Below are 13,398 nucleotides of genomic sequence, written 5' to 3'. Positions count from 1 at the left end.
CTTACGCGATGACGGTAGTAGTGATGGCGGCGCTGTGGTGACGATACGCACCTTCGGTACGTGCGGAGAGTCGGGAAACCAAGGCGAACGGGCCCAGTAGAACGAAGCTGATCCCCGAGATGATGACTCCGAAGGTCGGATACCCGAGGCCGGCCGTCACCGAAGTTCCGAACAGCGGCGCGAACGCGGAGCCGATGAGGTAGGTGCCCAGTAGTGGCGCCGACCATCGGCCGGCCGCGTCGAGCGCGGCCGAGATGGCAACCAGGACGATGAACGTGGCCGCGTAGATCGTGTTCCAAGCGATGACCACTACCAGGTAGATCGTGGGATCGGTGGTGAGGCCGGCAGACAGCTTCAGAATTGCCCCGAGTATCAGTAGCACGGAGATCGATACTGTCCGACTGACCCGAGAACCCAACGCGGTCAAGGTAACAGCCGCGAGCACACCACCCGCCGTTGATGCGCTCAGTGCGAGACTCATTTGTTGATCCGAGAGCCCGGCGTGCTCGGAACCCATGATGCCGAGTACTGCCCACAACGAGTCCTCGCTGATCGCCCAGACTGCAAGCATCGCGAGAAATGCGGTTCCGGCAAAAGTGAGTCGTTTCGCGCTGACCCCGGCGGGGAGAGCTGTGGTCGTATTGGCGGACTTCGCCGTCTCCGGCGACTCTTTCACCGGGGACGACGGCAACCAGGTGACCGTTGCTGCGGTAGCCAGTGCCAGGACTGCGACGATGCCGAATGCGTTGGTCATGTGTGTGCCGAGGATGGGTATGAGAGCGAGGACGGCTGTGACGACGACACGGTTCACGAGGCCGCTGATGCTTGACGCCCGGTCCGGGTTCGTGAGCGCGGCCAGTGCCGCTCCGCCAACGGATGCGGATCCACCAGCGCCGATACCGCCGACGATGATCGCGGCGCATGCGATCGTCGTGGACGGTGCGATGGCCGCAACGCCGAATGCGGCTGCCATCGCGATCAGGCTGACGCGGCCGAGGAGATGGCGATGCCGGCCCGAGGCGATTCGGGTGGTGGCGAGGCAGGTGACGGCGCAGACCAGCAGCGATGCGGTCAGAACGGCACCGGCAGCGGATTCGGTGACACCAAGGTCCTCGACCATTGCCACGATCATCAGGGGGATGAGGTTCGCGGTGATGAACCCCATGACGCCGATACTGAAGACGGCAATACCGCGGTTGGCGGTGAGTGGAACCCGGTCGGACTGCGTATTCGTCGAAGCGTTGATCGGCACTAGGGCAACCCCATGTCCTGAAGGGGGTGGCTGAACCGACCCCTGGTGGCGTGATGCGAGTCACTTAATGAATGTGATTCGTTAAGTATGGGGATGGGCTCCGCCACGGTCAAGAGATCTAACGAATTTGATTCGTTAATTGTATGTTTCCGGATACGTGCTTCCGTAAAGTGGCGTCGCCGGTCTGTTTCCTGTTGTGAGGCTTATGCTTCCGCAATGGCTGAGATTGCGGAACGCACCCGCTACTTCGAGCGCTACGTCACTTTCATCGACGCGATTGTCGCCATTGCGATCACGCTGCTCGTACTGCCGCTGGTCGAACTCACCAGTGACCACCACGGCACCACGTCGGAACTGCTGCGCGATCACGCTGCGCAGTTCTACTCGTTCGCCCTGAGCTTTCTGGTGATCTTCCGGCTCTGGTGGTCGCAGCATCGGCTGCTTCGTTTTGTGGTCGACGCGGACAAGGTGGTCGTTCGCGGACTGGGGTTGTGGGTGATGACCATCGTGTTCCTGCCCTTCCCGACAGCGCTCGTTGCGGCGCCGTCGCAGGATCTCGGAACCAGGGCTCTCTACATCGGGACAATGGCAGCCAGTGCTGCGTGCCTGGCGGTGGTCGCGTGGGGTCTGGTTCGCAACCCGTCGTTGAGTGAAGAGAATGCGAAGCCGCATTTCACCGCTGAAATCGTCACTTTCCTGATCATGGTGGTGGCGCTGCTCGTCAGTGTGCTCGTTCCGGTGACGTCGTACTTCCCGCTGTTTCTTCTCCTGCTGTCGACGCCGATCGAGAAGCTGTGGAACCGAGTGGCGGCGAAATCGACTGGCGGCGAGCGTGAGATGAGCTAGTCGGCGCGAGCGGTCATCGCGGATTTCTTGGCTTTGTTTCCGCAGATGTTCATCGAGCACCAGCGTCGGTTGTTGCCGCGACTGGTGTCGACGTAGAGGCCGGTGCACCCGTCGCCCTGGCAGGCCTTGACGCGGTCCCGGTCGGCTCCACCGAGCACCGCGATCGCGTCGGCAGCCACTATCGACAAAGCGTCGCGGATCGGATTGTCTCCGGCTGATTTCCAGAGGGCCCGGCCACTCTCGAGGACGAGGTGGGCATCACCGAGCTCGGATGCGGTGTTGACGATCCCGACATCGGTGCGTGAGGCGCGGCGGTTCTCGCACACGGCGGTTCCGATGCGATGAATGGCCTCACGTAAATCCTGCGCGCCGCGGAGGTCGTCTTCTGTCGCGGTTGCGGGGGCGTCCATCAGATCGTTGGCGCGTAACCATAATTCGAGTCGCTGCGGGCTCGTGAGTCGTTCGAACCTCGAGCCGTTCCGATTGGTGAGGGTGGCGGTGAAGCGGAAGGCGAGCGTGTCGTTGTCGAGTCGAAACACGTCCCGAGCGGATTGATCAGCTCCTGCTTCGTTCACTTTCGTCCTCCTTCGTGGCGAACCATCTCAACCGGTTCGACAGCAACTGTACCCGTGTGAGAGTCTTGAACCGTCTTAGATGGTTCAGTACTTTCGAGAGGGAAATTCATGACTTCTGTTTCCGTGGTCGGCTTGGGCGCGATGGGTCGTCCCATCGCTCGAAATCTACTGGGCGCAGGCTTCGACGTGACGGTGTGGAATCGCAGCCCTGAAGCGGTAGCCGAACTGGTCGAGGAAGGGGCGAGCGGCGCGAAAACCGTTGCCGAGGCATTCCAGTCCGGTGTTGTGCTGTCGATGTTGGCAGATGATTCGGCCGTGTCTTCGGCCATTCTGGATCCCGCCGTCCTCGCATCCGTTCCGAGTGGAACCGTGCACGTCAACATGGCCACCGTCAGCGTCGACCTTGCCAAGCGCGCCGCCGCACTGCACGCCGAGTACGGTATCGGGTACATCGCGGCGCCGGTGTTCGGACGCGTTTCTGTTGCTCAGGCTGGTCAGTTGAACATCATCGCCGCCGGCGACAGTTCCCTCCTCGAGCGAGTGCAACCCTTTCTCGACGTCATCGGTGCTCGCACGTGGCCACAAGGTGAGCGTCCGGAGCAGGCCAACATCGTCAAGATCATCGGCAATTACCTCATCCTCGCCGCGATTCAATCCTTGGGCGAGGCAATCGCATTGGGGGAGAGGTCAGGTGTGGACGGAAGCCAACTCGTAGAACTGCTGACCTCGACGATCTTCCCGGGGCCGGTCTACTCCAGCTACGGAAACCTCGTCGCGACGCGTCAGTACGAGCCTGCAGGATTCACCACAGCTCTGGGCTTCAAGGATTTGAGGCTTGCGCTCGACGCCGCCGACAGCGTCGATCTGGATTTGCCGTTCGGTGGCGTACTTCGAGGCGTGCTCGCTCAGGCTCTGGCGAACGGTCAGGGCGAGATGGACTGGGCGTCTATTGCAGAACTGGTCCGTTCCGGCCAGTCGGGTGAAGGCAGTCCCGAAACACCGACGAGGTGAGCTCGAACTCGGACGGGACGGCGACTTCGGCACTGGCGGAGACCGATTCCGTCCGGACACTACCGCTGGCCGGGTTGTCGGCACTCGCAATGGCAGGCTTCATAGCGATCACAACCGAAACCATGCCGGCCGGACTACTGGTGCAGATCGGGTCAGGGTTGTCCGTATCGGTCTCCGGCGCAGGGCAATTGGTCACCGCATACGCATTGGGTTCCGTCGTCGGGGCGGTACCACTGATCGCATTGACCCGAGGATTGCGACGGCGTGCTGTCCTTGTGTCGGCGATTCTGGGGTTCGGTGTCTTCAATCTGGTGACAGCGCTTTCGTCGAATCTTGTTCTCACCTTGGGTGTTCGGTTTCTGGCCGGTATGGCGGCAGGTGTGGTGTGGGGGTTGCTTGCCGGGTACGCACGCAGGATGTCGCCCCCTCACCTGCAGGGGCGGGCCGTTGCGGTTGCCTCCGTCGGACAGCCGATCGCGTTGGCAATCGGCGTTCCGATGGGGGCGTGGCTCGGGACCCTGGCCGATTGGCGCGTCGTCTTCGCCGTGATGTCGGTTGCTGCGCTACTTCTGGTCGCGTGGATACTCACGGTGATGCCGGACTTTCCCGGGCAACAAGCGGATCGGCAGCTGCCGGTGCGGAAAGTCTTGGTCCTGCCTGGCGTACGACCGATTCTGTTTGTCGCGTTCTTGTGGATCCTCGCGCACAACATCGTGTACACGTATCTGGCGGCGTTTCTGGATCGCATCGGTTTCGGCGATCGGTTGGGAATCGTCTTGTTCGTGTTCGGACTTTTCGCCTTCGTGGGCATCGGTGTGGTCGGGGTGTTTGTCGACCGGGCCCTTCGAAGTCTCACCGTGCTGAGCTTGGTGGTCTTTGCCGCAGCTTTGACGGCGTTGGGCGTCGGCGGTGACGGCTTCGCAGTGATCGCACTCAGCGTTGCGGTATGGGGCGTGGCATTTGGAGGCGCTCCCACTCTCCTTCAGACGGCGCTCGCGGATACGACGGGCGACGCTGTGGACACGGCGCAATCGGTTTTCGTGACGATCTTCAATGCGGCGATCGCAGCGGGCGGCGTCGTGGGCGGGCTGATCTTGGCGGACAGGGGTGTGGGAGCGTTGCCGTTGGTTTCGCTGGTGCTGATCGTCGTCGGTGTTCTTGTGGCCAGTATCCGACAATTCGGACATAGCTTGTGATTCACTTCACGCATGCGGAAGTCATTGTTGGTGGTTGCTCTCGTTGCTACGTGGTTTGTCGCCGGAGCGATGCCCGCGGGGGCTGCGGATGCGAATTGGTCCGGTGATTACTCGCTCAAGCGTTTCGCCGCGACCAAGACGGGCACAAGTCTGGCCGCCAGCCAGTGGGAGCCGGATTTCTCCGATACATACACGTTCGAGACGGATTGCTCGAGCGGAGTCTGTATCGCCACAGTGGTCGGCGGTCCGGCTCCCGCCAATCCGACGTTGCCGCAGCCTGCGCGATACACCTGGGACGGAACCAGTTGGGTGCACCCCTATGACTGGGAGTGGGATTGCTACCAGGGGGAAGGCGTGCCCAAGGTGTGGGCACCGGCGCACTCCGAGGCGTATTACACACCTCAGCCCGATGGCAGTCTGAAAGGTTCGTGGCGTACCGACATCGCGAGTGGTCCCTGCGGGGGATCGGTGATCATGCACGTCGAGGCGTACCCGGTCGGTCGATCTACCGGATCCTTCGGTAGTTGAGAACGATCTGTGGCCCGAAGGTGTTGAAACAAATCTGAGCCCGCGGGAATTGATCGAGCCCCATGCACGTTAATTGAGTCAGTAACGCTCAACTTTCTGCAAGGAGGCTTCGGAATGCCAGCATTCTTCGGGCCCGAGGGTCCCGGTCGCATCGATATTTCACGGCTCATGAGCAGGGCCACCCAGCAACTCATGGCTGACGCTGCACGTGTAGCGGCTGCTCGCGGTGATTCGGATCTCGATGCACTGCACGTTCTCCGCGTCATGGCGGAGCAGGATCCGGTCCGCACGCTCATGCAGCGCGCCGGAGCCGACCCGAAATCCGTGGTCGACGCCGTCGACCTGCGGCTGCCACAAGGCCGTGAGCAGGGGGCCTACTCTGCTCCTGCGCTCAGCAGTGCCGTGAAAACCGCTCTACTCGAGGCTCATCAACTGGCCCGAGCCCTGGGATCGACGTACATCGACCCCGAACATCTCTTCATCGCCCTGGCCGGTGACCCCGATCATGTTCCGGGTCGTCTGCTCGCTTCGGCCGGCATCACGCCGGAGAAGCTGCAGGCAGCGGTTCAGAACCCTGCAGCCGGTCCAGTCGAAGACGAGTCCACCACACCGACGCTCGACAAGTACGGCGTCGATCTCACCGATCGCGCCCGCAACGGCGGCGTCGATCCGGTGATCGGCCGCGCCGACGAGATCGAACAGACCATCGAGATCCTCTCCCGCCGCACCAAGAACAACCCGGTCCTGGTGGGTGAGGCCGGCGTCGGCAAGACTGCCATCGTCGAAGGTCTCGCCCAGCGCATCGTCGACGGGGATGTCCCGGAATCGTTGGTGGGCAAGAAGATCGTCCAGCTCGAACTCTCGAGCATGGTCTCGGGTACCCGTTACCGCGGTGACTTCGAGGAACGGCTGACCAAGGTGATCGACGAGATCACCGCACACAAGGACGAGCTGATCGTCTTCATCGACGAGATGCACACCATCGCCGGTGCCGGGGGCGGCGCAGACGGTGCGATGGACGCCGGAAACATCCTCAAGCCCAAGCTCGCTCGCGGTGAACTGCACATCGTCGGCGCCACCACGCTCGACGAATACCGCAAGAACATCGAGAAGGATCCCGCGCTCGAGCGGCGCTTCCAGCCCGTACAGGTCGGAGAGCCGTCGATCGAGGACGCAATCGCGATCTTGAGCGGACTGCGCAGTCGGTACGAGGATCACCACAAGGTGCACTACACCGACGAGGCGATCACCGCTGCGGTGGAGCTGTCGGCACGTTACATCGGCGACAGGTTCTTGCCGGACAAGGCAATCGACCTGATCGACCAGGCCGGCGCCAGGCTTCGCTTGAAGACGGCCACGGTAGACACCGCTGCGCTGCAGCAGCGTCTCGAGCAGCTCGAGAGCGACAAGGAAAAAGCCGTCGCCGACGAGTTGTATGAGAAGGCGTCGACCCTGCGTGACGAGATCAACGGCGTCGCAAAGCGTCTCGAGAAGGCAGGATCCTCGGTTCCTTCCGAGGAAACGCCGGACGTGACCGCTGAACAAATCGCCGAAGTTGTCGCTCGCGCAACGGGTATTCCGGCAAGCCAGATGACTCAGGCAGAGAAAGATCGCCTGCGCCGTCTGGAAGAGGAACTGCACGGTCGTGTCATCGGGCAAGATGACGCCGTTCGCGCAATCGCGCGTGCCGTGCGTCGTAGCCGTACCGGTATGAGCGATCCGGATCGTCCCGTCGGTAGCTTCCTGTTCCTCGGACCTACTGGCGTCGGCAAGACGGAGCTCGCAAAAGCTCTGGCTGCCACACTCTTCGGAGACGAGAACAAGATGCTGCGCTTCGACATGAGTGAGTTCGGTGAGAGGCACACGGTCAGCCGATTGGTCGGTGCTCCTCCCGGATACGTCGGCTACGGCGAGGCCGGACAGCTCACGGAACAGGTGCGTCGTAACCCGTACTCGGTGATCCTGCTCGACGAGATCGAGAAGGCACACCCGGACGTGTTCAACACCTTGCTCCAGGTGCTCGACGACGGGCGTCTGACCGACGGTCAGGGTCGGACGGTGGACTTCAAGAACACCGTCGTGATCATGACCAGCAACCTCGGCTCGGACATCATCTCGAGCAAGTCCGGTGGACTCGGCTTCACCACAGGCGATGCAGAGTCGGCGGAGAAGCCACTGCGCGACCGCGTGATGGCCAGGTTGCGCGAATCGATGCGGCCGGAGTTCCTCAACCGTATCGACGAGATCGTGATCTTCCGCAAGCTCGACACCGAGCAACTGCACCGGATTACTGATCTGCTGCTCGACGACAGCCGGAAGCGGCTGCAGTCCAAGGGCATCGAGATCGAGTTCACTGCCGACGCAGTGGACTGGATTGCCGAGCACGGGCATCAACCCGAGTTCGGGGCTCGCCCGTTGCGTCGTTCGATTCAGCGTGTGGTCGACGACAAGATCGCCGACATGCTGCTCGACGATCTCCTCGAAGAGGGCGGCAGTATCACCGTCGCGGTTGACGAGGGTGAGTTGGTGTTCAGCTAGGAGGGGCACAGCCCCCGTGAGCGGTTAGGGAGTCCCAGGACTCCCTAACCGCTCACAGGCGCGCAGCGCCCAAAATCTCCGCCGCCAGGGCGTCGTTGTGCCGGAAAAACCCCGCATTGGTACGGGGACGAGGGAAAGCCGCCGACCAGTTGTGGCCTGCAACCCACGGCCCGGCCGCGAAGCGGCGAGGATGAGCTGTGTTGTTCCGGTCGAGAATTCGTGACGTACCGTCGACGGCGAGCTTCGCCGAACTGTCCACGGTCGCACGAAGTTCGACTGCCTCGCCCCGACCGTGAAGCGTCCGCAGGAGCAAGTCACCGCTCGCGCTGATGGAAGCAACCGGCAAGCGTGCTTCGACGAGGGTGTTCGCGGCCACGATGTCGGTGTGCGACGCACTGCGCGCGACAAAGATCCCAGCCCCCGTTGCCGGGTCGATCTCGGTGGAGAACACCGAATCCGGCCCGAGGAACTGGACGATGCCCGCCTCGTTGAGGGCGATCAACTGTTCCAGTCGCTCGGGTGGCGGACCACTGGCGATGAAGCTGAAGAACGAATGAAGCCAACCCTCGACGTCCTTGGCGACGGATTCGGCCGGGATTCTGCCGCGCCGCAACAATTCTCCGACGGTCATGTACGTCGACAGCAGCGCTGAGAAGACAGCCGCGTCGGCGCTGAAATACGGGTCCGACCTCCGCGCGACATCTGCCGAGATGTATTCGGTGATCCGGGATTGGACCTCGGCAAGCCCGTCGTAGCGCTCACCGCCGAGTGGGCGGTTCAGCCGCTCGAGATCGATACGGTCTTCCGGCTTCGGGACTGCGTTCTCGACCAGTTCATGCAATCGAGGCGATCCCCAGGCCAGCGAGGCGAATTCGGCGTCGAACTCCTCCCAGGTGCCCACTGTCCGATCCGGGTGAGATGCGAACAGCTCGTGATAGTGGGCGCCTGCCAGTTCTTTCGACGCCAAGGGCCAGATGTCGTTTCGGAAATCCAACGGTCCGTCGCCGGGAACGAGATCAGCGGTGAAGAACCGCGGTAGCGGTGGCCGTGCGTCAGCGATCGAGTACGAAATCTTGGAGTGATACGGCACTCCGCGACGAGATCCGGCATACAACAGGGGTTCCCGACCCGAGGGAGCGTAAGTGAGGATGCCGTCTTCACCGCGTTCGAAGATGCCGCCACGGCTCTCGGCGAGGAGAACCATCCAGTCGATGAAAGCCAGCCCGAGTCCGGCGATCAGAACCGGTTCGCCTTCGGGAATGACATCGGCGTCGAGGTCGGCAGTGTAGCCCGGACCCACATACGTCAACCCGTGATCGGACGCGAAGCTGGTCAGCGCGGTTTCACGTGGGGCAGGCAACGCATCGGGGTGCCCTTGTGCGAGAAGGACGGTCGTCGCGTCGATGACAGCTCCGTCGTCCAGATGAACCGTCTGTGTCTCGCTGACGTTCACGATGTCGACCACGGATCGTCGATGAACTCGAACGTCGACGTGCGCTGGCGCGGAGTCGACTGCAGTCTCGAACACCCAGTTCAGGTATCGGCTCTGCAGTGACCTCGATGCAAACGACGACGGGGTGATCGTCGGAACTTCTGCTGCGATTTCTGGGAATTCGGCAAGCTCGGCCGAGCGCTCGGCGACCCATTCCGCGAGGGTCGGACCCGGCAGCACCGGGCCGGTCACGGCGGTGGTCTCGTCGGTGAACATCGTGACGTCCGCGGTTGTCGAATTCATCCACAGAAGCGGCGCCTGGCTGCCTCGCCAAATACGGCCGGCGCCTGCCGGATACGGGTCGACAACGTGAATGTCGATCGGTGTGGGATCGGCGTTCACCGATTCGTGAGCGAGGATCCGCTCGAGTACGCCGGTCCCGCGGGGTCCACCGCCCACGATCACGATGACAGCTGCTGTCCCCACTGAGGTACGGGGTCGATCGCCTGGCACGAGTCCTCCATCGGACCTGGCAGAAAGCACCCGCACCTCAGCAGAGGGGGTTGCTGCGACGTCACGGAGCCAGGACTCTCGATCGCTCTGGATGGTTAGTCCAGCTTATCTTCGGAGAATCGTGAGGCAAGGAATTCCGGACATCAGATCAGCGTGAATCAAACAGTTGTCAATCACTATCTTTCGGTTTGCGTTGCAGGCAGGATCCGAGCGTGAACATCCCCGAAGCCGATTCGTGATCCGCCGACGCCGGGAGCGGTGGCTGAGATGGCGATGGTGTCGCCGTCTTCGAGAAAGGTACGGGTCTCGGAGCCCACAGCTACGGGTTCCTTGCCGCCCCACGTCAACTCGATGAAGGCGCCGCGCTGATCTTTGTCCGGTCCGGAAATGGTTCCGGACGCGAAGAGATCGCCGGTGCTCGCTGCTGCGCCGTTGATGGTGGTGTGCGCGAGCATCTGCGCAGGCGACCAGTACATCTGGGCGTAGGGCGGCCGGGAGACGACGTGACCGTTCCACTCGACGGCCAGGTCGATGTCCAGCCCCCACTTCTCTTCACCACGCAGATAGGAAAGCGGTTCGGGATCCTGCACCGGAGTGTCGATTCGGGCTGCTTCGAGAGCGAGCAAGGGTACGACCCACGGTGAGATGGAGGTCGCGAAACTCTTCCCCAGGTTCGGACCGAGGGGCACGTACTCCCACGCCTGGATGTCTCGGGCAGACCAGTCGTTCACGACGACGGCGCCGAAGACGTGCTCGGCAAATTCGTCCGGGGTGATGGAATCGCCCATCTTCGAGGGAGTTCCGACGATGAATCCCATCTCGGCTTCGATGTCGAGGCGCCGGGACGGTCCGAAGTCCGGGCTTTCCTGATCGGGTGCCTTCCGCTGTCCGCAGGGACGAACGATGTCGGTGCCGGAGACGACGACGGTGCTCGAGCGCCCGTGGTATCCGACGGGAAGATGCTTCCAGTTCGGCATCAAGGGGGCTGCGTCCGGGCGGAACAACCGCCCGAGGTTGGTTGCGTGATTCTCCGAGGCGTAGAAGTCGACGTAATCGGCCACTGCGATCGGCAAATGCATTGTCACCGAATCAACGGAAAACACTGCATTCGAGTCTATTTCGCTAGTCACGAGCTCCGTGATCCGGTTTCGCACCGATACCCACTGATCTCGTCCCTGAGCCATGAACGCGTTCAGAGTCGGTTCGGAGAAGACGGAATCACCTAGTGTCGCTGCGAGATCGACCACCGATTCGGCGACGCGCACACCGACACGCGGTAACCCTCCCGCGGGGGAGAAGACCCCGTACGGCAGATTGTCGAGACCGAACAGTGAGTCGGCGGGAATGTCGATGGTCGTGACAGTCATACGAGAGTTCCTTCGGTTTTGTCGGAGCGGACGATCAACCCGAGGCCTTCCAGCTCGGTCAGAGGGTCCGAGATGCTGCAGGTACCGAACGAGAGGAATCGGCGACGCACCTCGCCGGCCTCGTCCTCGGTGAGGTCGGCCAGGGCTTGCGCGATCGATTTTCCATCGCGCTGAGACAGTGCAGCAACAATTTCCGAACGATCGGCGCCCCGCCTCGCCGCGTCGACGGCCACCATGATGTTGAGGAAGCCGTGTTGCTCGAAGCCTGTTTCCGGATCGGTGTTGCGCACACCGTGGTGCAGTCCCGCAGTCGCCTTGAACGGGATATTCGCTCGGACAACGGATATCACCGCATCGGCGAGCTCTTCCTCGTTCGGGTACGCCTCGGCGACAATCCCGCCGGTGCGAAACTTTGCGGAATGCCCGGCAGTTTCGAGAGCTGTGAGATAGCCCGCGCGCCGATCACCTCGAGGCACCTCGACAAAAATGTCGACGTCGGGATGAGCGGCATGGACACGAGAGAGTTCCTCGAAGGCCGCATCGGCGTCCAACCCGTCAGGAATTCCCACCTCGACGGCGGCGACGTGAACACCAGGGATGGCGAGCGCGTTCGAGAGTGCAGCCGCCGTATCGGATGGGCCGGCCGGCACGGTCAGGCTCAGCGTCACCGGGCTGTCCGCTGAAACGTACGCAGCCAGTTCGCTCAGTCGCGGCGCGGGAAAAACGAAAGGCCCGACCAGTGCGTCGTAATCCGCCTGCAGGTAGGCGGCGTGGGCCGGAATTGCCTCGGCGAGAGGAGCATTGCCGGGTGGGAAGAGTGCTGCGTCGTCGCACAGGCCGCGCAGGAGTGGGGAGATGATCGTCATTGCCTAGGCCCCCGCCCTGCCCAACTCCAGGCGTACGCTTCGTCCTCGCAGGCCAGGGCTCCCTCACCCAATTCGAGGGGCCGGAACGTATCGACCATGACGGCGAGCTCGTCGAAGAACTCGGCGCCGATGCTCCGCTCGTAGGCGCCGGGTTGTGGTCCGTGGGCGTGGCCGCCGGGATGAATAGATATCGAACCCTGTCCGATGCCGGAACCCTTGCGTGCCTCGTAGTCACCGCCGCAGTAGAACATGATCTCGTCCGAGTCGACGTTCGAGTGGTAGTACGGCACCGGGATCGACAGGGGGTGGTAGTCGACCTTGCGCGGAACGAAGTTGCAGATCACGAAGTTGTTCCCCTCGAACGCCTGGTGCGCCGGCGGCGGTTGGTGAACACGGCCCGTGATCGGCTCGTAGTCGGAGATGTTGAAGGTGTACGGGTACAGGCAGCCGTCCCAGCCGACGACATCGAAAGGGTGCGTGGGATAAACCATTCGGGTGCCGACGATGCCCGCCGACGTTCGGTGCTTGACCAGTACCTCGACGTCGGTTCCTTCGGCGATCATGGGCGCGATCGGTCCGTGCAGGTCTCGTTCACAGAACGGTGCGTTCTCGAGCAGCTGGCCGAAGCGGGAAAGATAGCGCTTGGGCGGGACGATGTGACTGTTCGCCTCGATGGCGTAGGCACGAAGTGGCTTGTCACCCTTGGGGATCCATCGATGCGTTGTGGACATCGGGATCAGTACGTAGTCACCCTCACTGGCCTCGAGTGCACCGAAGACGGTCTCGACGGTCGCCTCGCCAGATTCGATGTAGACCATCTCGTCGCCGATTGCGTTGCGATACAGGGGAGATGGCGCTGCCGCAACGACGTAGGACAATCGCACGTCGGCATTTCCGAGGATGAGACGACGGCCGGTTACCACGTCGGTCTCGTTCCAGGTGCTTTCGGGAAACAGCGTGTGGAGTTTCAGATGGCGCGGTTTGAGGGGATGGTTGGGGGTTGTGCTCTGATCGCGCAGTTCCCAGACCGTTGCGTCGACGATGGCCGACGGGATCTCGCGGTGGTACAGCAACGAAGAATCCGAGGAGAAACCTTCCTCTCCCATCAGTTCTTCGTAGTAGAGGTTGCCGGACTCGTCACGGTGTTGGGTGTGACGCTTCGGTGGGATGTTGCCGAGTTGTCGATAGAACGCCATGACGGGGCTCCTTCTGTGCTGTTCTGCCTGGCTCACCTTTACCAGATAGTAAATACATTAACTAAAATGATGTGATGA

11 protein-coding genes are annotated in these 13,398 nt (G+C 62.2%); 5 read left to right on the top strand and 6 right to left on the bottom strand.

Annotated elements, in window-relative coordinates; all coding sequences use genetic code 11:
* Position 1 precedes the first annotated feature (1 nt).
* Positions 2–1,252, bottom strand: a complete 1,251-nt coding sequence (locus tag ACBG85_RS22535) for an MFS transporter (protein WP_064687623.1) — start codon at positions 1,250–1,252, stop codon at positions 2–4.
* A 216-nt stretch (positions 1,253–1,468) separates the two neighbouring features.
* On the opposite strand from ACBG85_RS22535, the gene ACBG85_RS22530 reads away from it, so the two are divergent.
* Complete coding sequence (locus ACBG85_RS22530) at positions 1,469–2,098, top strand: TMEM175 family protein (protein ID WP_007733613.1); 630 nt, start codon at positions 1,469–1,471, stop codon at positions 2,096–2,098.
* Here the strand turns inward: ACBG85_RS22530 and ACBG85_RS22525 are convergent.
* The gene (locus tag ACBG85_RS22525) at positions 2,095–2,673 is read right to left on the bottom strand and encodes a CGNR zinc finger domain-containing protein (protein ID WP_054825525.1); all 579 of its coding nucleotides are present in this window, start codon (positions 2,671–2,673) and stop codon (positions 2,095–2,097) included. The genes ACBG85_RS22530 and ACBG85_RS22525 overlap by 4 nt on opposite strands.
* 108 nt (positions 2,674–2,781) lie before the next feature.
* Here ACBG85_RS22525 and ACBG85_RS22520 point away from each other — a divergent pair, with 108 nt between their 5' ends.
* From ACBG85_RS22520 to ACBG85_RS22505, 4 genes are all read left to right on the top strand, one after another.
* Positions 2,782–3,684: an NAD(P)-dependent oxidoreductase gene (locus ACBG85_RS22520; protein ID WP_047271021.1), complete on the top strand. Its 903-nt coding sequence runs from the start codon at positions 2,782–2,784 to the stop codon at positions 3,682–3,684.
* On the top strand, positions 3,681–4,880 hold the full coding sequence (locus ACBG85_RS22515) for an MFS transporter (RefSeq protein ID WP_372024936.1): 1,200 nt from the start codon (positions 3,681–3,683) through the stop codon (positions 4,878–4,880). The genes ACBG85_RS22520 and ACBG85_RS22515 overlap by 4 nt, the downstream gene beginning before the upstream one ends.
* 12 nt (positions 4,881–4,892) lie before the next feature.
* Positions 4,893–5,408: a hypothetical protein gene (locus ACBG85_RS22510; RefSeq protein ID WP_054188910.1), complete on the top strand. Its 516-nt coding sequence runs from the start codon at positions 4,893–4,895 to the stop codon at positions 5,406–5,408.
* A 114-nt stretch (positions 5,409–5,522) separates the two neighbouring features.
* Positions 5,523–7,946 carry an ATP-dependent Clp protease ATP-binding subunit gene (locus ACBG85_RS22505; protein WP_054831246.1) on the top strand — a complete coding sequence of 808 codons (2,424 nt, stop codon included), beginning with the start codon at positions 5,523–5,525 and terminating at the stop codon, positions 7,944–7,946.
* A gap of 52 nt (positions 7,947–7,998) precedes the next feature.
* On the opposite strand, the gene ACBG85_RS22500 is transcribed toward ACBG85_RS22505, so the two are convergent.
* The 4 genes from ACBG85_RS22500 to ACBG85_RS22485 all read right to left on the bottom strand — a co-directional run bounded on the left by ACBG85_RS22500 (position 7,999) and on the right by ACBG85_RS22485 (position 13,320).
* Positions 7,999–9,891, bottom strand: coding sequence for an FAD/NAD(P)-binding domain-containing protein (locus tag ACBG85_RS22500; protein WP_244993156.1), 1,893 nt, complete (start codon positions 9,889–9,891; stop codon positions 7,999–8,001).
* Positions 9,892–10,067: 176 nt separating this feature from the next.
* Positions 10,068–11,258, bottom strand: coding sequence for a fumarylacetoacetase (gene fahA / locus ACBG85_RS22495; protein ID WP_054188907.1), 1,191 nt, complete (start codon positions 11,256–11,258; stop codon positions 10,068–10,070).
* Positions 11,255–12,124: a hypothetical protein gene (locus ACBG85_RS22490; protein ID WP_158170086.1), complete on the bottom strand. Its 870-nt coding sequence runs from the start codon at positions 12,122–12,124 to the stop codon at positions 11,255–11,257. The genes fahA and ACBG85_RS22490 overlap by 4 nt, the downstream gene beginning before the upstream one ends.
* Positions 12,121–13,320, bottom strand: coding sequence for a homogentisate 1,2-dioxygenase (locus tag ACBG85_RS22485; RefSeq protein WP_030535304.1), 1,200 nt, complete (start codon positions 13,318–13,320; stop codon positions 12,121–12,123). The genes ACBG85_RS22490 and ACBG85_RS22485 overlap by 4 nt, the downstream gene beginning before the upstream one ends.
* Between the last annotated feature and the right edge of the window lie 78 nt (positions 13,321–13,398).

Origin of the sequence: Rhodococcus sp. NyZ502, assembly GCF_041464245.1 — a bacterium.
Classification (GTDB): Bacteria; Actinomycetota; Actinomycetes; order Mycobacteriales; family Mycobacteriaceae; genus Rhodococcus_F; species Rhodococcus_F qingshengii.
Note: the sequence above shows the minus strand (reverse complement) of the source record. Positions and strands in the feature narration are given on the sequence as shown.